This window comes from Reyranella sp., assembly GCF_965279625.1.
GTDB lineage: Bacteria > Pseudomonadota > Alphaproteobacteria > Reyranellales > Reyranellaceae > Reyranella.
In genome coordinates this window covers 687,175-706,860 of sequence record NZ_OZ257251.1, presented here as the reverse complement: position 1 = coordinate 706,860, position 19,686 = coordinate 687,175, and the positions used below count along the sequence as shown (strand labels likewise).

Sequence of the window (19,686 nt, the reverse complement as noted above, 5' to 3'; positions counted from 1 at the left end):
GTGGACTCAGGCCGCTGCCGATGAAGCGGGCTTGCGTGCCTGCCAGTCGGCGAGCTTGGCGCGCGCCCCATTCTTCGTTGGGTCCATCGCCGATTCCTGCCCCGGCACCTTGGCGGCAAGTTCGATCACGTAGCCGTTGGGATCGCGAAAATAGATCGACCGGATGAAATGATGGTCGGAGACGCCGCGGACTTCCCGGCCTTCGGCCTTCCCCTTGGCGAACATCCGCTCGAGATGCTCGGGTTCGACCTCCAGGGCGATGTGGAGGTCGAAATCGTGCTGGTCCTTGAAGGCAAACGGCATGTCCGGCGCCTCGAAGAAGGCTAGGCAGGAGCCGTCGTCGAGCTGGAAGAAGGTGTGCAGCACACCGGCGCCGGTCGTGCGGCCGGTCTTGGTCTCCTCGATCAGGAGCGTGTGGACGAGGGGGAGGCCGAGGAAGTCCTCGTAGAACTTCCTCGTCTCCTCCGAATCACGGCAGCGATAGGCGTTGTGGTGCAGACCCTTGATCATCGAAACCTCCGATCATTTGTCCGCCCGAGTCTACCGATCTCCTAGCGGTCGAGCCAGACATCCTCGAAACGCCAGTGATTGTAGATGGTGTTGACCGCCAGGTTCACGGCCTTCACTTCGGGGCGCCAGCAGGTGCCGCCCCAGCCATGCTGGATGACCGGGCGGGCGCCGTCCTCCTGCAGCTTCTTGTCGATCTCCCACACCAGCTTCCGGCGGGCCTCGAGGTCGGTCATCATCGACTGCTGGTCGAACAGCTTCTCGACCTCCGGATTGCAGTAGTTGGTGTAGTTGCGCTCCGAGCCGCAGCGGAAGGTCTCGTAGAAGACGACGTCCGGATCGTCGACGCCGACCCCCTGGACGTTCATGCCGATGGCGAAGTCGCGGCGCATCATCCTGTTGTACCAGACCGCGGTTTCGAGTGGCTCCAGCTCGGCCTGGATGTTCACCTGCTTCAGATGGTCGATCAGGATGACGGCCGGATCGCGGTAGCTCGGGATGTTTCGGGTCGAGACCTTGATCTTCAGCGGCTTCTCGGCCGTGTAGCCGAGCTCGGCCATGATCTTGCGGCCTTCCTCGCGCGACTTGGCGACGTCCGGGCCGTAGCCCGCCACCGTCGTCAGGAACTCCGTGGGCATGCCCCAGAGCCCTTCGGGCGGCGGCAGCATTGCGCCGCCGATGCGGTAGTTGCCCTGGCCCAGGATCTCGTTGAAGGCGCTGCGGTCGATGGAGAGTGCCATAGCGCGGCGCACCTTCGCATCGTCGAAGGGCGGCTTCTCACGATTGACCAGCAGGTTGGCCTGGGTATTCGTCGGCTGCGCCTCGCAGATCGCGGTCGGCGCCTGGACCTTGAGATCGTTGACCATGGACGGCGTGACGACGGACGTGAAGGTCATGTCGAGCTTGCCGGCGACGAAGGTCAGCAGTGAGGTCGCGCGGTTGGGGATGATCGAGAACTCGATCGCATCGAGGTAGGGCCGGCCCGGCTTCCAGTAGTCCGGATTGCGCGCGAGCTTGACCGACTCGTTCTGCTTCATCTCGACGAACTTGAACGGGCCCGTGCCGATCGGCTTCTGCCGCATCTGCGCCGTCGAGACGTGGCAGGGATAGACCGGTGAGAAGGCCGCGGCGAGCATGGTGAGCAGCGACGGCTGGGGGCGCTTGAGATGGAAGGTCGCTTCGCGATCGCCATTGACCGTGACCTTCTCGAGATTGAAGTACCAGGTCTTGCGCGGATTCTTGCGCAGCTTCGATTCGTCGGAGATCACCATGTCCCAGGTGCACTTCACGTCGGCGCTGGTGAAGGGCTTGCCGTCGTGCCACTTCACGCCGTCGCGCAGCTTGAAGGTGAGCTGCTTGCCGTCGTCACTCCATTTCCACTCGGTCGCCAGCTCGGGGATGATGTTGCCCGGCGTGTTCTGCTTGGTCTTGGGATCGAACATCACGAGGTTGTTGTAGACCGACATGAACGGCATGACGGTCGAGATCGTCGCTTCCTCGTGGATCGACGCGCTCGGCGGATTGTCCATGTGAGCGATCTTGAGCGTGCCGCCGGATTTCTGTGCCCAGGCGGCCGGAGCGACGGCCAGGATCATGAGTACCGCGGCGAGCGGCAGCGACGGATTTTTCATCCTTTCGTTTCCTCCTTTTGTTTGAGATGACGCTAGCACTTCGGTCGGACTAGAGTCGGTCCATGAAAACCCTAAGTTTGCTGGTCGGAATGCTGCTCGCGGTGCCGGCCTTCGCCCAGGACTATCCGTCCAAGCCGATCAAGATCATCACCGCCTTCGGTCCCGGCACGGCGACCGACATCGCCGCGCGTGCGATCGGGCAGGACATAGCGGTGCAGACCGGCCAGACCGTCGTCATCGAGAACAAGCCCGGCGCGGAAGGGCAGATTGCGGCCCAATCCGCGGCTGCGGCGGCGCCCGATGGCTACACGTTGTTCTTCACGACCCAGACGACGCAGGCGATCAATCCGCACGTCTACAAGGCGCTGGCCTACGATCCGGTGAAGAGCTTTGCGCCGATCGCCGGCATCACGCTCGGCGCGCAGATCGTGATGGTGCGGAACGACCTGCCGGCCAAGACCATCCAGGAGTTGGTTGCGCTTGCGAAGGCGCAGCCCGGCAAGCTGAGCTTCGGCAGCGGCAACGGGTCGAGCCGCGGCGGCGCCGAGCTGTTCCGCATCATGACCAAGACCGACCTGCTGGGCGTGCCCTACAAGACCCAGCCGCAGGCGATCGCCGACCTGTTGGGCGGTCGCATCGACATCATCTTCTCGGACTTCACCGTGGGCCTGCCGCCGGTCCTCGACGGACGGGCGCGCGGTCTGGCCGTCACCAGCAAGCAGCGCATTCCGGGCTTGGACCAGTTCCCGACGGTCGACGAGAGCGGCGTTCCGGGCTTCGAGATGTGGGCCTGGACGGCGCTCTATGCGCCCGCCGGCACGCCGCGGCCGATCATCGACAAGCTCAACGCGCTGGTTCGACAGGCGGCGAAGTCCCCGGCCTATCTCAACCTGCTGAAGACCAGCTACGGCATCTCGTTCGTGGGATCGCCCGAAGAGCTGGCGGCCTTCCAGGGCGTCGAGACCAAGAAATGGGCGGAGATCGTGTCGACCGCCGGCATGAAGGAACCCTGACGAGGTCTCAGGAGGGACGTAAGCGGCGAAGCCGGGCCGACGTCATGATCTGCCAGGCGGCCGCGGCGAGGACGCAGGCGGCGACCAGCAGGAAGGCGCTGCGATAGTCGGCGACCGCCGCGATCAGGCCGAAAAGTGGCGGGCCGATGACGGCGCCGGAGAAGGCCAGCGCGGTCTGGACCGCGGCGACGGCGGCCACCTGTCCCGGCGGCGCGAGGGCCGCGAACTCGGCGATCGACACGCCGTTCCAACTGATGACGACCGTGCCGTAGGCGAAGACGATCAGGCCGATCAGCCAGTAGGGTGTCTCGGCCGAAATCAGGCTGGTGGCGACCGCGCCAAGGGCGATGCCGATTCCGGTCCAGCCCAGCAGCATCATGCGCGGAAACCGGTCGCCCAGGGCGCCCAGGATCAGGCGCTGCACGGTGCCGCCGATCTGGGCCAGGAAGAGCAGGAAGCCGGCCTCGGCAATACTGAGGCGACAATGCTCGTAGAGATAGGTCACGAGGAAGAACGTGAAGGTGTGCTGCGCCACGACGTAGAGCAGCGCCGACCAGCCGAGAACGCGCATCTCCGGGTGGCGCATCACGTGAACGATCGAGGACCAGATCCCATCCGACGGTGCGGAGGGAGCGACCGAGGCATCGAGACGGGCGCGCAGCACTTCGAGGACGCCGGCGCCGACGAGCATCAGCGCCGCGGCGCAGAGCGAGGCGCCGCGCCATCCGAGGGCCGGCAGCAGCAGCGGCAGGACGATACCCGCGGCCGCGAAGCCCAGGGGAACGCCGGTCTGCTTGACCGAGAAGACGAGGCTGAACCAGGCGCGCGGCACGCGCTGGCTCAGGATATGCGCAGAGGCGGGATTGATCGGGCCCTGGGCAAAGCCGATGAACGCGACCGCAACGACGGTCGCGGCAACGAAAGCCATGGCGTTCAGGGCAAGGCCGATCGCGGCGGCCAGCATGGCGAACTGGCAGACACGGACGGCGCCCAGCCGCGAGATGGGGCCCGCGCTCCACAGGGCGACGCCGGAGGCGATCGCGTAGGTGACGGCCGTGAAGGCCCCGACCAGTTTCGGGGCGATCCCGAGATCGCGGGCCACCGCCGGCATCAGCACGCTGAGCGACAGGACGGCCAGGGAGATGAGCATCTGCGTGCCCAGCATCGCCCCGATCGGGACAAGTGCCGGCCGCAGACCGGGGCGCGGGCCTTCCGTGTTCGGCGCCGCGCCCGTTTGCATCCTACAGACCGTAGAGGTCGGCCTTGTTCAGGATCGTATTGCGCAGGATGCGGATCGAGGCGACGTCGACCATGATGCCGTCAACGTTGATCGCACCCAGGCCCGCGGCCTCGGCCTCGGCATAGGCCTTCTCCAGCTTGCGGGCGCGGGCGATGTCCTCCGGCTTGGGTGAATAGACGTCGAGGGCGATGTCGATCTGCGAGGGATGGATTGCCCACTTGCCGACACAGCCCAGGATCATCGAGCGCTTGCACTCCTCGCGATAGGCGTCGGGGTTCTTGAAGTCGGCGAACGGGCCGTCGACCGGATCGATGCCGGCGGCACGGCAGGCCATGATCAGCCGGAAGCGGGCATAGTGCCAGATGTCGCCCGGGTAGCCGTCGGTCTCGCCGACATTCCTGTTGGTGACGCCCATCGAGGCCGAGAAGTCGCCCATGCCGAATACCAGGCATTCGAGGCGCGGCGTGCAGGCGGCGATCGAATCGACGTTCTGCATGCCTTCGACTTCCTCGATCAGCGCTTCGAGGCCGATCCTGCGCTTCATCTTGAGCTTCTTTTCGATCTGATGGAGCAGCTTGTCGGCGAACAGCACGTCGGCGGCGGTCTGCACCTTGGTCATCATGATCGTGTCGAGATGCTCGCCGGCGCCCTCGACGATCTCGATGATGTCCTCGTAGGCGTATTCGGTCGTCAGGTCGTTGATGCGCACGCAGCGCGTCTTGCCCTTCCAGTTGAGCGTCTTCAGGCCCTCGATGATCTTCTTGCGGGCGTCGCGCTTCTGGCTGGGGGCGACGGCGTCCTCGAGGTCGAGGAAGACGTGATCGGCCTTCGACTCCGACGCCTTCTGGATCATCTTCTCGCTGGAGCCGGGGGTCGAGAGCTGGACGCGGCGGGCGCGCCTGGGACGGTCGGTCATCAATCTTCTCCTTAAGCTACGATCTTGTCGGCGCGCAGCCGGGCGATGTCGCCCGCGCCAAGCCCGATGGTCTTCAGATACTCGTCGGTATGTTCCCCCAGCAACGGCGCGCGATGGCGCACCTTGCCGGGCGTCTCGGTCATCTTCACGGCGACGCCCGCGATCTGGACCTCGTGGTCGAGGCCGGGATGCGGCACCCAGGGCAGCATGTCCCGCGCCTTGAAATGCGGATCGGCCACGATGTCCCGCACGTTGTAGACCGGCGAGAAGGGCACCTTGCCGCCGAAATGCTTCAGCAGCTCCTGCTTGGTGCGCTGGCGCGTGAAGTCCGAGACGGCGGCAATGAGGACGTCCTGGTTGGCGCGACGATCCTGAACGGTGATGAAGCGCGGATCGGTTGCGAATTCCGGCTTGTCGATCAGCCGGCACAGGATCGGAAAGTGCGCGTCGGCATGGGCGGCAATCGTCACGAACCCGTCCTTGGCCGGAAACATGCCGAACGGGCAGAGCAGGGGATGATGATTGCCCTCGGGATGCGGCAGCATCTGCGCGTACGAGTGCTGGTGCATGATGCGCTCGCAGACCGCGAGGATGGCGTCGACCATGCCGACATCGACGAACTGGCCCCTGCCGGTCTTGTAGGCGCGCAGGATCGCCGACACGATGCCGAAGGCGCAGGTGATCGCTGGCACGATGTCGCCGACACCAGGCCCAACCTTCATCGGCGTGTCCTTGTCGGGACCGGTGATGGCCATGATCCCGCCCATCGCCTGACTGATGACGTCGTAGGCCGGGAAGTCGGAGTAGGGACTCTTGCCGGTACGCACGTCGCCGAAGCCGCGGATGGTGGCATAGACCAGCTTCGGGTTGCGGGCGTGCAGGGTCTCGTAGCTGAGGCCCAGGCGATCCATGACACCGCCGCGGTAGTTCTCGACCACCGCATCGGCATTGTCGCAGAGCTTCAGGACGAGATCGCGGCCGGCCTCGGTCTTGAGGTCGATGGCGATCGACTTCTTGTTGCGGTTGACCGAGGCGAAGTAGCCGCCGAACGCCTTCAGCCTGTCGTCGACATGATAGGGCCCGATGATGCGGGTGTGATCGCCGTCGAGCGGCTCGACCTTGATGACCTCCGCGCCCTGGTCGGCCAGCAGCATGGTGCAGTAGGGGCCGGCCAGCATCTGCGTCAGGTCGACGATGCGAACCCCGTCGAGAGCACCGAGAACTTCACTCATAGGAGCGCGCCACTCCAGTGGCGCTCATATGATGCGCCACTGGAGTGGCGCGCTCCCATGAACATCACTTGTCTCCCCAGTGACTGCGGCGCTTGATCAGGACGGTGCGCTCGCCTTCGAAGATGTGCTTGTCGTCCTGGTTCACGCCGTAGTGCTTGAAGCGGACGATGCCGGCGTCGTCCTGCTTGGCATCCTTCTTCTCCAGCACTTCGGTGTAGCAGTAGAGCGTATCGCCGTGATGGAGCGGGCCCTTGAGGCGGATCTTGTCCATGCCGAGTTCCATCAGCGCATTCTCCGCCGTGTCCTCGGCGGCGAGGCCGATGCACATGGAGATGGTGACGCCGCCGAAGCCCAGCCGCTGGCCGTAGGGCGTCGACTGGGTCAGGTGCTCGTTGAAGTGGGCCTCGGCCGTGTTCATGGTCACGTTGGTGATCCAGACCTGCTCCATCGGCTCGACTGTCTTGCCGCGCGCATGCTTCATCACGTCGCCGACGGTGAAGTCCTCGAAGTAATTGTGCGTGCCGGTGAGTGCGGAGACTTTGAGACTTGAAGCTGGCATCAGTTCCTCCCGCGGCCGAGCAGGCGGTCGGAGATGATGCGCTTCTGGATTTCCGAGGTGCCCTCGAAGATCTTGGTGAGACGCGCGTCGCGCCAGTGACGCTCGACCGCATGGAGCGTGGTGTAGCCCGCGCCGCCATGGATCTGCAGGCCTTCGCTGCACACCCGTTCGGCCATCTCCGAGGCAAACAGCTTGGCCATCGACGCTTCCTTGTCGCAGCGCTGGCCGGTGTCGATCTGCTCGCAGACGAAGTTGTTGAGCTGGCGGGCCGCCTCGATCTGCGTGGCCATGTCGGCGATCTTGAAGCGGATCGCCTGGAACTCCGAGATCGACTGACCGAACTGGCGGCGCTCGCCAGCGTAGCGGATCGAATCGTCGAGGGCGCCCTGGGCCAGGCCGATGGCGCGGGCCGCGGTGTGGGCGCGGGCAGTCTCGAGACCGGCCGTCGCATAGTAGAAGGCCTGGCCTTCGTCGCCGATCATGTCCTCGGCCTTGACCCGGCAATTGTCGAACGCGAGTTCCCAGGTCTTCCAGCCGAAATAGCCGATCTTGGGAATCGGCGACCCGCTGCAGCCCGGCATCAGCTCGCCGCGCTTCTTCTCGACGAAGAACATCGACAGGCCGAGATGACGCTTGCCCGGAGGCGCTTCGGACGTGCGCGCGATGATGATCATGAAGTCGGCGCCGTCGGCGAAGGTGCACCAGTACTTGTTGCCGCTGATCAGATAGCTGTCGCCATCCTTCTTGGCGCGGCAGGAGATGTTGGAAATGTCCGAGCCGGCATTGGGTTCCGACATCGAGAAGGCGCCAAGGAACTCGCCCTTGGCCATGCGCGGCAGGTAACGCCGGCGCTGTTCCTCGCTCATCTTGTGCGAGCCGATCAGCAGGTTGCCGCGGGCGATGATCGAGGCGACGCTCATCCAGCCGCGCGATAGTTCTTCGGTGACGAGGCAGTATTCCGAGCAGCCGAGGCCCAGGCCGCCGTATTCCTCGGGGATCAGGATGCCGAAATAGCCGAGCTCGGCCATCTTGTCCCGCAGGTCCATCGGGATGTCGCCCTTTTCGGGGTCGAGCTTGTTGGCGACCGGCAGGACTTCGTTCAGCGTGAACTCGCGCGCCTGCTCCTGGATCATGCGGCGTTCTTCGGTGAGGAAAGGCATTAGTTGGAATTCCTGAGACGGACGAGGTTGGTGCGCTTGAAGTCGATGACGAGGTCTTCGCGCTGGTTGAAGCCCTTGCTGTGCCACGTGACGATGCCGAACCCCTTGTGGGAGTCCGAGACACGGCGGTCGAGCACGACCGATTCCGCGCGCAGCGAATCGCTGGGATAGACGGGCTGGTGATAGGTGAGTTCGTTGACGCCGAGGAACGGCCCGCCGCCCTCGCTGAGATCCTCGACCGTGAGACCGAACACCGTCGTGAAGACGAGTAGGGGATTGGCCACGATGCCGGGATGGCCGTGGGCCTGGGCGTAGGCGGCGTTGTAGTAGTGCGGATTGAAGTGCAGCGTCAGCGTCGTGAACAGCGTGCTCTCCGACTCGGTGATCGTGCGGCCCCAATGGTGCCGGAACACGCGGCCGACCTCGAAATCCTCATAGCGATTGCCCTTGGGCACCAGCCGGGCGCGGGCCCTAAAATCCTCTGTCATTCCTACTCCTGTTTACGCCTCTCGCCCTTGCGGGCTGAGAAATATGCTCAATTCTTCGCCGACGCACGCACCAGTTCGCCCACGTCGTCCAGGCTGTCGATGCGCTCGATGGCATCGTGCAGGCGACGGGCTCCGGCAGGGCCGAGCAGCGGCGTCACCAGGCTGTCGAACTTGGTCTCGATCGCTTGCCGCTGCTTCTCGAGGTCGGCCCAGGGGATGCCGGAATCGTGGGTGACCTCGATGGTCGTGCCGTCGTCGAGCTGGATCGCCATCTCGGCCAGCGAGTGCGCCCAGTGCGGCTGGAACTCGATCGCCATCTTGTCGCGCAGCTCCTTGATGCGGGGCTCCTGGGTCACGGCCTCGTTGTAGGAATCGAGATTGGCGGTATCGACGCCGGTCAGCGCCATGGCCACGGTCTGGCGCAACGAGAACTTGGTTCGAGGCCGGTGGTCGGATTGGGGATGTTGCAGACCTTGTCGGCGCCGGAGTCGATCCGCAGTAGGATCTTCTGCACCCGCTCGGGCGGAAAATTGTTCTTCAGCCGGATTTCCTTGGCGCATTCGATGGGCGCGTGCGTCAGGTAACAGGCCGCGTGATACTTGAAGAGGTTGTTGCGCAGGTGCCAGCCCGAGGGCGGTTCACCCAGCGCGGCTTCGGCGTTCAGGTGGTCGCTCTGCGAGGAGGCAAAGCCCTGGTCGCACTCGAGGGAATCGCCGCGGGCGGTGAAGCCTCTGGCGGCCAGCCGAGCGGCGCGCAGCCCGTGCTCGGAAGCGGTGCCGGCATGCAGCGGCTTGCACATGGTGCCGAAGTTCGACTTGAGGCCGGCGGCCTGGGTGGCGGCGATGCCGAAGGCCACGGCAAGTTGCTCGTCGTTGAGACCGAGCATGCGGCCGGCAGCGGCGGTCGCCGAGAAGGAGCCGACGGTTCCGGTGACGTGGAAGCCCTTCTGGTAATGGCTGGGCGAGACGAGCCGGCCGACGCGGCCGGAGGTCTCGTAACCCGCGACGAAGCTTTCGATGAACAGGCGGCCCGAGGCCTTCGTCTGTTCGCCGAGCGCCAGCAGGGCCGGCACGACGGTGACCGTGGGATGGCCGCCCATCGAGAAATTCACGTCGTCATAATCGAGGGCGTGGCTGGCGGCGCCGTTGATCAGGGCGGCGGTCGAGGGCAGCACGGTCTCGGAGCGGCCGACGAGAGTCGCGGGACCTTTGGCGCCATCCTCCAGCGCCTCGGCGATCAGGATGCTGGTCAGCTCCTCCTGTGCACCGGCCACGGTGACGGCAAACCAGTCGAGCAGGCACTGCTTGGTGCGTTCGACCAGGTCGTCCGGCAGGTCCTGCCAGGCAAGGGCGGCGGCGCGCTTGGCGATTTCGGCCGTGACCGGAACGACGGCTGCCATGTTTTCCTCCTGAATTTATGGCGCAAGTGTCGGCCACCACCCGCCGTCTTGTCCACCATTGGGGGTTTTGCGCAACGATACGGCCCAGACACAACAAAGCCGCCCGGAGGCGGCTTTGTGCCGACTATCGGTGACCCCGTTACCGGCAGCACCAAGCCATTGCAGGAACGATCCTGGTGGCGGCAACTGCTGAGATCGCCGGCGTCGTGATGGTGTAGTTCACAGGATCACCTCCTTTCGATGTTGATGGGAGGTCGAGCCTCGCACGGAGCGGGCGACCCGTAAAGCCGCCTATGGCTTCCTCGCGACGATATGGAAGATGTGCCAGTGCTTGGCATTGCCGCGTGGTGTGACCCCGTCGGATTCCTCTTCCTCGAACATCTCGAGGTCCAGTCCCTGGAGCAACGCGACCGCCTCGTCCCGCGAGAGGAAGGTCATGCCAGGTCGTTCGACCCAGCTGTCGCGCGGGCCATACCACTGGCCCGAGAAGCGCCCGCCCGCGGGAAGGGCTTCGAGGATGCGCTGCCAGGTTCGGCGGAAGGCCTCGGGCTCGCAGAGGGGCATCGCAAAGCTCGAATTGACGAGATGGACGCCGAGCGGGATCGGCACTTCTTCGAGTCGCGCGTTGACGGGCGTGACGTCGCATCCTTCCGGCAAAGGCCTCGCCTGCAACTGGCGCAGGGCCTCGGGCTCCGCATCGACGGCAACGACGCGCCAGCCGCGGCGCAACTCCTCGATCACGTCGCGGCCATCTCCACATCCGAGATCGATGACGAGGGCGTCAGAAGGCGGATGGCCGAACGCGTCGAGCGCGGCGAGCAATGTCTTGCGCGGAGGGCGGTCGCGAAGCTGTTGATAGTACGCGGCCCAGCCGGCCGACCGATCGCTTTCCGTCATGCGCGTTCTCTTGGCCTCCCGCGCTTGTCGTGTGGCGCGTCGTGTGATCGTATCGCAACTTACTAATAAATGAATCAATGTTCCGGGAGGAATTCATGAAGAGGTTGGGAAGCCTTGTCTTGGCCATGGCCGTGGCCCTTGCGTTTCTGCCACTCGCCGCACGCGCGGACCTGAACGCCCTCACCGAAGCCGCCAAGAAGGAAGGCGAGCTCACCTGGTACGTTGCGCACTATACGTCCGAAGGGGCGGAAGATCTGGGCCGCGGCTTCACCGAAATGTACGGCATCAAGGTCAACGTCGTGCGCACGACGGCGCAGGTCGCCTATCAGCGACTGCTGCAGGACATCAAGAACAACCAGACCAATTGCGATGTCTTCTCGTCGACCGACCTCGGTCACTATGCCCGCCTGAAGTCGGAAGGCCGTTTCGACAAGTACGTGCCGGAGAACATGTCGAAAATCTCTCCGGTCTTCCAGAACTTCGATCCCGATGGTTTCTTTCAGACCACTGCGGCCGGCATGGTCGTCATCACCTACAACACCACCAAGGTGAAAGCCGAGGACGCCCCGAAGAAGTGGGAAGATCTTCTCGACATCAAGTGGAAGGGCAAGGTCTCGACCGGACATCCGGGCTTCTCCGGCTATGTCGGCACCTGGGTGCTCTCGATGAAGAAGCTCTACGGCTGGCAGTATTTCGACAAGCTCGAGAAGAACAAGCCGCAGATCGGCCGCTCGATCAACGACACGGTGACGGCGTTGAATTCGGGCGAACGCCAGGTTGCGGCGGGCTCGGACGGCTCGACCCTGTTCAGCGCGTCGCGCGGCAATCCGCTGGCGGTGGTCTATCCCTCCGACGGATCGGTCCTGATCATCTCGCCCTCGGCGATCATGAAGGGCACCAAGCATCCGAACGCCGCCAAGCTCTTCATGGAGTATCTCTACACGATCGAGGCGGCGAAGATCAGCGCCAAGCACTTCCTGATCCCGCTGCGTCCCGAAGTGCCGTCGCCTCCGGGTGCCAAGCCGATCAGCGAGGTCAAGGTGATCCGCCCGACCGTCCAGGAAGTCGACAAGGGCATTCCGGAAGTGATCGAGCAGTGGCGCGACACGTTCGGCAACTGATCCGCGCCTGAGCATGTCCGTAACGGCTCCGGCGATCGACACGATGCCGGTGCGCCCCGTGCGCACCAGCCGGTTCGATTCGTCCTGGCTTCTGTGGATCGCGATCATCGCGGTCCTCCTGTTCCTGGTGGTGAGCCCGTTCGTCTATCTGGTCATCACCAGTTTCCAGGCGGAGCGGACCGGCGAGTTCACCTTCGCGAACTACGCCACGGCCTATGGCCGCGCGCGCTACGTCGAGGCGCTGGTCAATTCGCTGAAGCTCGGCGCCGTGTCCGCGCTGCTGGCCGGTGTCTTCGCGGTGCCGCTGGCCTGGGCGGTTGCGCGCACCAACATGCCGGGCCGCGGCCTCACGCGCATGCTGGTGCTGGCGACCTTCATCACGCCACCCTACACGGGCGCCGTCGCCTGGATCCTGCTGGCCGGCCCGAACGCAGGCTGGCTGAACCGCTTCTACATGTTGGTGACGGGGGCGGAGGCGGGACCGTTCAACATCTACAGCTTCACCGGCCTCGCCGTCGTCATCGCGCTCTATTCGTTCCCCTACATCTTCATCTTCACCACCGCGGCGCTCGAGCTCGTGTCGTCCGAGATGGAGGACGCTGCGAACATCCTGGGCGCGGGACCGTGGCGGACGATGCGCAAGGTCACCCTGCCGCTGGCGCTCCCGGCGATACTGGGCGGCCTGATCATCTGCTTCCTCGAAGCGATCGCGCTGTTCGGCTCGCCTGCCTTGATTGCGATCCCGGCGCGCTTCAACGTCGTCACGACGCAGCTCTTCCAGTTCTTCGGCAACCCGGTCCGGGTGGAGGTCGCGGCGGCCTACGCCATGCCGCTGCTCGGGGTCACGATCCTGCTGGTGCTGGTCCAGCGCCTGATCGTGCGCCGCAAGGGCTTCGTCGCCTTGACAGGAAAGGGCGGCGAGCGCCGGCCGATCCTGCTGGGCCGCTGGCGCTGGATGGTGTTCGGCTACGCCATGTTCGTCGCCACCCTGGCGGTATTCCTGCCCTACATCTTCCTGATCCAGTCGGCCTTCGCCAAGGCCTGGGGCCGCGGGTTCCTGCTCGACAACATCACCATCGCGAACTTCCGCTTCATTCTGTTCGAGCACGCGACGGCCGCGCAGTCGATCATCAACAGCTTCGTCTATGCCGGCATCAGCGCCACGGTCGCGGTGTTCCTGACCCTGGGCGTGGCCTACATCGTGGCGCGGCGGTTGATCCCGTTCGGCGGCGTGCTGGGCTTCCTGTGCGTGGCCCCCTTCGTGATCCCCGGTGTCGTCCTGGCGATCGGCTTCTATGCGGCCTACGCGCCGCCGCCGCTGGCGCTCTATGGCACGGCGCTGATCATGATCCTGGCTTTCACCACGCGCTTCCTGCCGGTGGGCTACGTCAATGCCAGCGCCGCCATCAACAGCCTCAACCCCGAGATGGAGGAGGCGGTCCGTGTGCTGGGCGGCAGCCGTCTGACGGCATTACGTCGCGTTGTGGCGCCGCTGCTCAAGCGCAACATGATGGGCGCGTGGCTGCTGATCTTCATCCCGGCGACGCGTGAACTGTCGGCGGCGATCTTCCTGTACGGGCCGAACACCAAGGTGGCATCGGTCATGATCTTCGATATGAGCGAGGAGGGGAACTTCGAACGCCTTGCCGCGCTCGCTCTGGTCCTGCAGATCCTCACCCTGCCGCTCCTCTGGGTCGGCCAGAAGGCCCTGGGCCGCGATTTCATGCTGAGGCGTACCGCGACATGAGCAAGCTTGTTTTGAAAAATGTCGCCAAGCGCTACGGCGCATTCGAGGCGGTGGCCGGTTTCTCCCTGGAGCTCGCGAAGGGCGAATTCGTGTCCCTGCTCGGTCCGTCGGGCTGCGGCAAGACCACGACCTTGCGCATGATCGCGGGCTTCATGCCGCCGAGCGGCGGCACCATCGAGATGGACGGCAAGCAGATCTCTTCCGCCTCGGGCGTCGTGCCGCCCGAGCATCGGCGCATGTCGATGATCTTCCAGAGCTACGCCATCTGGCCGAACATGACGGTGGGGGAGAATGTCGCCTTCGGCCTGCAGGTGCGGAAGCTGCCGCGTGCCGAGATCGACCGGCGGGTCGACAAGATCCTGGACGTCGTCCAGATGCGCAACCTAAAGGGCCGTTATCCGGCCGAACTGTCGGGTGGCCAGCAGCAGCGCGTCGCGTTGGCTCGCGCCATCGTCGTTGAGCCCGAAGTGCTGCTGCTCGACGAGCCGCTGTCCAACCTCGACGCCAACCTGCGCGAGGAGATGCGGTTCGAGATCCGTCGTCTCCACGACGAGTTCAAGATCACGACGGTCTACGTCACCCACGACCAGTCCGAGGCGATGGTGACGTCGGACCGCATCGTTGTGATGAACAAGGGCAAGGTCGAGCAGATTGACGCCCCGCATGTACTTTACGGACGTCCCAAGAGCCGGTTCGTGGCGGGCTTCATCGGGCGCACGAACTTCGTCGAGGGCACCTTGCAGGGCGCCGAGGTGCGCTTCGACGGCTTTGGTGCGCCGGCCGCGGCGCTGGAGGGGGCAACCGGCGGCGGCAATCTGCTCTATTCGTTGCGCCCGCAGGCGATCGGACTGTCCCCTGAGAGGCCGGGCGGTCCGGGACTGGCGATCGAGGCCGAGATCGTCGACCGCTCCTATCTCGGGGAATACTGGGACTATCAGGTTCGTCCGCAGGGCGGCACGAAGCCGTTGCGCGTTTCGACCGCCCCGACCGTGGTTTTCGAGGTCGGCAGCCGCGTCTGGCTGGAGATCGCGCCGTCCGCCATGGTACGGGTAGAGTAGTTCCAAACGTAGAGTGAGAGCATGACCGCAGGACCGCTAGCCCGTTTCAAAGTCCTCGACCTGACGCGCGTGCGCGCCGGTCCGACTGCCGTGCGCTACCTCGCCGACTGGGGCGCCGACTGCATCAAGGTCGAGATGCCGCCGTCCGCCGGCGAGATGGACATGGGCGGTCCGCGCCACGGGCCCGACTTCCAGAACCTGCATCGCAACAAGCGGTCGGTCACGCTCAACCTCAAGGAGCCGGACGGCAAGGCCATCTTCATGAAGCTGGTCGAGCAGGCCGACGTGGTGGTCGAGAACTATCGCGCCGACGTGAAATTCCGCCTTGGCATCGACTATGAGAGCCTGAAGAAGGTGAACCCGCGGATCGTCCTCGGATCGATCTCGGGCTTCGGCCAGGACGGGCCCTATGCCGAACGCGCCGGCTTCGACCAGATCGCCCAGGGCATGGGCGGCCTGATGATGGTGACCGGCAATCCGGGCGAGGGCCCGATGCGCGCCGGCATCGCGGTGGCCGACGTGGGCGCGGGCCTGCATTGCGCCATCGGCATCCTGATCGCCCTCCTGGAGCGCGAGACGTCGGGGCAGGGCCAGTGGGTGTCGAGCTCGCTGCTGCAGGCCATGATTTCGATGTGCGACTTCCAGGCGGCGCGCTGGACGATGTCCAAGGAAGTGCCCGGCCAGGCCGGCAACAACCACCCGACCTCGATTCCGACCGGCGTCTTCAAGACCAACGACGGCTACATCAACATCGCGGCCTCGGGCGGTCACATCTACAAGCGGTTCTGCGAGGCCGTCGGTTCACCGGAACTCTACACCGACGAGCGGTTCAGCACCGACAAGGGACGTGCCAAGAACCGCGACGCCCTGAACGACGAGATCAACAAGCGGGTTGCGCAATACAGCAGCGCCGACCTCGTCGAGAAGCTCAACAAGGCGGGGGTGCCCGCCGGCCCGATCTACAAGATGGACGAGATGTTCGATGATCCGCAGGTCAAGCACCTGAAGATGGCCCATCCTGTGCACTCGCCCAAGCTGGGCGACATCGAGCTGATCGGCCAGGCGATCACCATGAGCCGCACGCCCTTCGAGATGAAGACGGCGACGCCGGAGCAGGGCGAGCATACCGACGGCGTGCTCAAGGAGGCCGGGTTCGACGATGCGGCGATCGCCGACTTCCGCAAGCGGGGCGTGATCTGAGCATGATCAGCCCGACGCCGAACATGATCGCGGAGAAGGTGGGACCGGTCGGCCGGCTCATCTTCAACAAGCCGCACAAGCACAACGCCACCTCGACCGACATGTGGGAGGCGATTCCGGTCATTCTCGACGAGTTCGAGAACGATCCGGCGATCCGCGTCGTGGTCGTCACCGGCGCGGGCGACAAGGCCTTCGTCTCGGGTGCGGACATCTCGGAGTTCGAGAAGGCGCGCAACACACCCGAGCAGGTCGCCTACTACGACAAGATCGGCGAGCAGGCCAACCGGCGCCTTCACAGGTGCTCCAAGCCGACCATCGCCCGCATCCGCGGCTACTGCATCGGCGGCGGGCTGGCGGTGTCGCTGCTTTGCGACATCCGCATCGCATCGGAGAACAGCCGGTTCGGCGTGCCGGCGGCCCGGCTCGGGCTTGGGTATCGCGCGAGCGGCCTGAAGATCCTGACCGACCTCGTGGGCCCGTCCCACGCCAAGGAGATCTTCTTCACCGCCCGGCACTTCAATGCCCAGGAAGCCTTCGGCATGGGCCTGGTTACGCGCGTCGTGCCCGACGCCGAGCTCGATTCCTACGTCGACAATTACTGCCGGATGATCGGCGAGAATGCGCCGCTCACCATGCATGCCGCCAAGCGCACCATCGAGGAGCTGACTCGCCTCGACGGCGAGCCGGATTTCGCCCGCCTCAACGGGCTGGTGAAGCAGTGCTTCGATTCGGAAGACTATGTCGAGGGCCGCACGGCCTTCATGGAGAAGCGTAAACCGGTCTTCAAGGGACGCTGAACGGGAGGCGGCGATGACGGTGCTGACACAGGAGCAACGCGACGCGTTCTGGCGCGACGGGTATCTCATGGTGGAGGACGCCGTCACGCCGGCCCAGCTCGCCGCCTTGAAGGCCGAGATCGAGGGCTGGGTCGAGCAGAGCCGGGCCCACGCCGCGCCGTTCGGGCCGCCGACGGTCGACGGCCGTCCGCGCTTCGACATGGGCGCCGAGCACAGCGCGGAGAAACCCGCGCTGCGGCGGATCAACAATCCGTCCGATATCTCCGACGCCTATCGCGAGGTCATGCTCGACGCCCGCATGGTTGACATGGTGGCCGACCTGATCGGGCCGGACGTGAAGTTCCACCACTGCAAGATCAACCTGAAGCTCTCGGGTGCGCGCACCGAGGTGAATTACCATCAGGATTTCGCCTACACGCCGCACACCAACGACGACATCGTGACGGCGCTGCTGTTCCTTGACGACATCGACGAGAGCAACGGCTGTCTCACCGTGGTGCCGGGCTCGCACAAGGGACCGGTCCTGTCATTGTTCGAGGGCGAGCGTTTCACCGGCGCAGTTGCGGCCGACGAGGAGAAGAGGGCGCTCAGCCAGTCGATCCCCTGCCTCGGCAGGGCCGGCACCGTCTGCCTGATGCACACGCGGCTGCTGCACGGCTCGGCCGCCAACGGGGCCGACACGTCGCGCGGCCTCTACATCTGCGTCTATACGGCCGCCGACGCGGTGCCGATCGCGCGCAATCCGATGCCCAGCCTGAACGAAGGCCGCATCGTACGGGGCAAGGAGGCGCGCTTTGCCCGTCTCAAGGAAGGTCTGGTCGAATTGCCAAAGCAGCCGAAAACAGCATCCTTCTTCACCGTCATCGGACAGGAATCGAAGCAGGCCGCCCAGTGAGCGATCCCCTTCCAGCGATTACGGAGGCCGCTGCCACCGGCGAGATCGCCGATCTCTTTGCAGACATCCGGACGACCGTGGGCGTGCGCGTGGTCAACCTCGTGTGGCGCCATCTCGCGACCATGGAGGGCGCGCTGCCCTGGGCCTGGGCCGCCGTGAAGCCGCTCTATCTCGACGGGCTGCCGGACGCTGCCATGGCGGCCTTCCACCGGACGATGGACATTCCGAAGCTGGCCTCTCTCGCCGGAGAGGAGCCGGCCAGCGTCGATGCCGTGCTGGCGAGCTACGACCATTCCAATACGATCAACCTGTTTGCCCTGGGCGCCCTGCGCGCCTGGCTGAACGGCGAGGTGGATCGCACCGGTACGATCGCGGCAGGTCCGCGCAAGGCGGCGCCCGACCTGGCCCTCCCCAAGCTCGCCTCCGAGGAAGACGTTAGCCCAGAGACGTGGGCGCTGGTGTTGCGCCTCAACAAGTTCGGCGACGAGCCGACCCCGCTGATCCTGGCCAGCATGTACCGCCACCTGGCGCATGCGCCGGCGTTCCTGGTGAAGGTCGAGGGAGCGCTGGTCCCGGTCGCCGCCGACGGCTCGCTGCGCAGGGCCGTCCTGGACAACCGCCGGACGGCCGCCGCTCTTGCTGGCGACATTGCCCGCGCGATCTCGGCCGGTCGGCCGGCTCACGCCGTGGAAATCGAGAAGGCGGTCGGCCTGTTCGTCGACCACGCCATCGGCAAGATGGTCACGATCTGCCGCGCGATCCGCGTCGCACGGGGCACGCCGCTCTAACCTGTCGTCCTGAGCGCAGCGAAGGACCTTGCGGAACGACCAACTGACTCCTTGGCGGACGTGAGATCCTTCGCTTCGCTCAGGATGACAAGAGGCTACTCCCCAGCCTTACGCGCATCGTGGTTGCGCGCGAGCCATTCTCCCATCGCCTGTTCCATCGTCATGAAGACGGCGCCGCCCTCGATCAGGCGCTGGATCAGGCGCTCCAGCATCATCATGCGGTGGCCGCGGCCGATGACATGCGGATGGAACGTGTAGGTGAGGATGCCGAAGTCGGGTTGGACGCGGGTCATGTAGGTGAAGTCGTCGACGAAATTGTCGAGGACGTTCGTGGCGTTCATCAGGCCCTGCTGAACCGAGCCGTTGGGCAGGCGCATGTATTCGAAGTGCGGGAAATCGTCGAGCGACCAGCTGATCGGCATCTCGAGCAGGGGCGTCTCGCGGCCGCGCACGAACGGCTTCATCAGTTCGGCAACGTCGCCCTGGCGAGCGAAGTAACAGTCGTAGTCGTGGCCCATCATCGAGCTGTCGTACTGGATGCCATGCTTCAGCAGCAGCTCGATCGAATGAGGCGAGAGATCCCAGGCCGGCGAACGGTAGCCGCGCGCGGTGCGGCCGCTGATGCGCTTGATCGAGTCGTTGCCGCGGACGATCTCCTCCTCCTCCTCCTCGCGCGAGAGGGTGACGGGCAGGCGGTGGGTCCAGCCGTGATGGGCGAGTTCGTGGCCGGCCTCGACATAGGGCGTCACGGCCTGCGGCGAGCTGTCGATCGTGTGGCCGGGCGTGAAGAAGGTGCCCTTGATGCCATAGCGCTCCAGCAGGGCGACGAGCCTCGGGATGACCACGACGTCGTATTCGCCGCGCGAGATCGCCGTCGGCGAGGTCATGCCGCGGGCGATGAAACTCGAGAGATGGTCGTGGTCGAAGGTGAGGCAGACGATATGGCGCGGCATGGCGGCGGCTCCGGCAATGGGTTGGCCAAGACTAGGCCGGTTTGTCGCGCGCGCCCATCGCCCGATGCTATCCTGACCGCCCAGG

General features: G+C 65.1%; 20 protein-coding genes. 8 read left to right on the top strand and 12 right to left on the bottom strand.

Annotation, left to right across the window (positions count from 1 at the left end; all coding sequences use genetic code 11):
* Positions 1–6: 6 nt before the first annotated feature.
* On the bottom strand, positions 7–510 hold the full coding sequence (locus tag ACQY78_RS03285; RefSeq protein WP_428682711.1) for a VOC family protein: 504 nt from the start codon (positions 508–510) through the stop codon (positions 7–9).
* A gap of 41 nt (positions 511–551) precedes the next feature.
* Positions 552–2,138 (bottom strand): ABC transporter substrate-binding protein, encoded by a 1,587-nt coding sequence (locus ACQY78_RS03280; protein WP_428682709.1) that lies wholly within the window; start codon positions 2,136–2,138, stop codon positions 552–554.
* A gap of 62 nt (positions 2,139–2,200) precedes the next feature.
* Between ACQY78_RS03280 and ACQY78_RS03275 the strand changes: the two genes are divergently transcribed.
* Positions 2,201–3,151 carry a Bug family tripartite tricarboxylate transporter substrate binding protein gene (locus ACQY78_RS03275; protein ID WP_428682707.1) on the top strand — a complete coding sequence of 317 codons (951 nt, stop codon included), beginning with the start codon at positions 2,201–2,203 and terminating at the stop codon, positions 3,149–3,151.
* A 7-nt stretch (positions 3,152–3,158) separates the two neighbouring features.
* On the opposite strand, the gene ACQY78_RS03270 is transcribed toward ACQY78_RS03275, so the two are convergent.
* The 9 genes from ACQY78_RS03270 to ACQY78_RS03230 all read right to left on the bottom strand — a co-directional run bounded on the left by ACQY78_RS03270 (position 3,159) and on the right by ACQY78_RS03230 (position 11,042).
* Positions 3,159–4,391 carry an MFS transporter gene (locus ACQY78_RS03270; RefSeq protein WP_428682705.1) on the bottom strand — a complete coding sequence of 411 codons (1,233 nt, stop codon included), beginning with the start codon at positions 4,389–4,391 and terminating at the stop codon, positions 3,159–3,161.
* A gap of 1 nt (position 4,392) precedes the next feature.
* Entirely contained in the window at positions 4,393–5,307 is a 915-nt protein-coding gene (locus ACQY78_RS03265; protein ID WP_428682703.1) for an HpcH/HpaI aldolase/citrate lyase family protein, read from the bottom strand.
* Between the two features lie 11 nt (positions 5,308–5,318).
* Positions 5,319–6,539 carry a CaiB/BaiF CoA transferase family protein gene (locus ACQY78_RS03260; RefSeq protein WP_428682701.1) on the bottom strand — a complete coding sequence of 407 codons (1,221 nt, stop codon included), beginning with the start codon at positions 6,537–6,539 and terminating at the stop codon, positions 5,319–5,321.
* Positions 6,540–6,603: 64 nt separating this feature from the next.
* The gene (locus ACQY78_RS03255) at positions 6,604–7,098 is read right to left on the bottom strand and encodes a MaoC family dehydratase (protein ID WP_425065809.1); all 495 of its coding nucleotides are present in this window, start codon (positions 7,096–7,098) and stop codon (positions 6,604–6,606) included.
* Positions 7,098–8,258: an acyl-CoA dehydrogenase family protein gene (locus ACQY78_RS03250; protein ID WP_298305424.1), complete on the bottom strand. Its 1,161-nt coding sequence runs from the start codon at positions 8,256–8,258 to the stop codon at positions 7,098–7,100. The genes ACQY78_RS03255 and ACQY78_RS03250 overlap by 1 nt, the downstream gene beginning before the upstream one ends.
* The gene (locus ACQY78_RS03245) at positions 8,258–8,746 is read right to left on the bottom strand and encodes a MaoC family dehydratase (RefSeq protein WP_428682698.1); all 489 of its coding nucleotides are present in this window, start codon (positions 8,744–8,746) and stop codon (positions 8,258–8,260) included. Before ACQY78_RS03245 ends, ACQY78_RS03250 begins: the two co-directional genes overlap by 1 nt.
* A gap of 47 nt (positions 8,747–8,793) precedes the next feature.
* Positions 8,794–9,171 carry a hypothetical protein gene (locus ACQY78_RS03240; protein WP_428682696.1) on the bottom strand — a complete coding sequence of 126 codons (378 nt, stop codon included), beginning with the start codon at positions 9,169–9,171 and terminating at the stop codon, positions 8,794–8,796.
* Positions 9,144–10,145, bottom strand: a complete 1,002-nt coding sequence (locus ACQY78_RS03235) for an MmgE/PrpD family protein (RefSeq protein WP_428682694.1) — start codon at positions 10,143–10,145, stop codon at positions 9,144–9,146. Before ACQY78_RS03235 ends, ACQY78_RS03240 begins: the two co-directional genes overlap by 28 nt.
* A 291-nt stretch (positions 10,146–10,436) precedes the next feature.
* Positions 10,437–11,042, bottom strand: coding sequence for a class I SAM-dependent methyltransferase (locus ACQY78_RS03230; protein WP_428682692.1), 606 nt, complete (start codon positions 11,040–11,042; stop codon positions 10,437–10,439).
* A gap of 95 nt (positions 11,043–11,137) precedes the next feature.
* Between ACQY78_RS03230 and ACQY78_RS03225 the strand changes: the two genes are divergently transcribed.
* The 7 genes from ACQY78_RS03225 to ACQY78_RS03195 are packed head-to-tail and all read left to right on the top strand — an operon-like array spanning position 11,138 to position 18,648.
* Entirely contained in the window at positions 11,138–12,163 is a 1,026-nt protein-coding gene (locus ACQY78_RS03225) for an ABC transporter substrate-binding protein (protein ID WP_428682690.1), read from the top strand.
* A 13-nt stretch (positions 12,164–12,176) separates the two neighbouring features.
* On the top strand, positions 12,177–13,910 hold the full coding sequence (locus ACQY78_RS03220; protein ID WP_428682688.1) for an ABC transporter permease: 1,734 nt from the start codon (positions 12,177–12,179) through the stop codon (positions 13,908–13,910).
* Entirely contained in the window at positions 13,907–14,968 is a 1,062-nt protein-coding gene (locus ACQY78_RS03215; RefSeq protein ID WP_428682686.1) for an ABC transporter ATP-binding protein, read from the top strand. The genes ACQY78_RS03220 and ACQY78_RS03215 overlap by 4 nt, the downstream gene beginning before the upstream one ends.
* Positions 14,969–14,989: 21 nt before the next feature.
* Positions 14,990–16,168: a CaiB/BaiF CoA transferase family protein gene (locus ACQY78_RS03210; RefSeq protein ID WP_428682684.1), complete on the top strand. Its 1,179-nt coding sequence runs from the start codon at positions 14,990–14,992 to the stop codon at positions 16,166–16,168.
* 2 nt (positions 16,169–16,170) lie between these two features.
* Positions 16,171–16,965 (top strand): enoyl-CoA hydratase, encoded by a 795-nt coding sequence (locus ACQY78_RS03205; protein ID WP_428682682.1) that lies wholly within the window; start codon positions 16,171–16,173, stop codon positions 16,963–16,965.
* A gap of 13 nt (positions 16,966–16,978) precedes the next feature.
* A complete protein-coding gene (locus tag ACQY78_RS03200; protein WP_428682680.1) occupies positions 16,979–17,860 on the top strand; it encodes a phytanoyl-CoA dioxygenase family protein in 882 nt (293 codons plus the stop codon).
* On the top strand, positions 17,857–18,648 hold the full coding sequence (locus ACQY78_RS03195) for a hypothetical protein (RefSeq protein ID WP_428682678.1): 792 nt from the start codon (positions 17,857–17,859) through the stop codon (positions 18,646–18,648). The genes ACQY78_RS03200 and ACQY78_RS03195 overlap by 4 nt, the downstream gene beginning before the upstream one ends.
* A 95-nt stretch (positions 18,649–18,743) precedes the next feature.
* Here the strand turns inward: ACQY78_RS03195 and ACQY78_RS03190 are convergent, their stop codons facing one another.
* Positions 18,744–19,601, bottom strand: coding sequence for a polysaccharide deacetylase family protein (locus tag ACQY78_RS03190; RefSeq protein WP_428682676.1), 858 nt, complete (start codon positions 19,599–19,601; stop codon positions 18,744–18,746).
* Between the last annotated feature and the right edge of the window lie 85 nt (positions 19,602–19,686).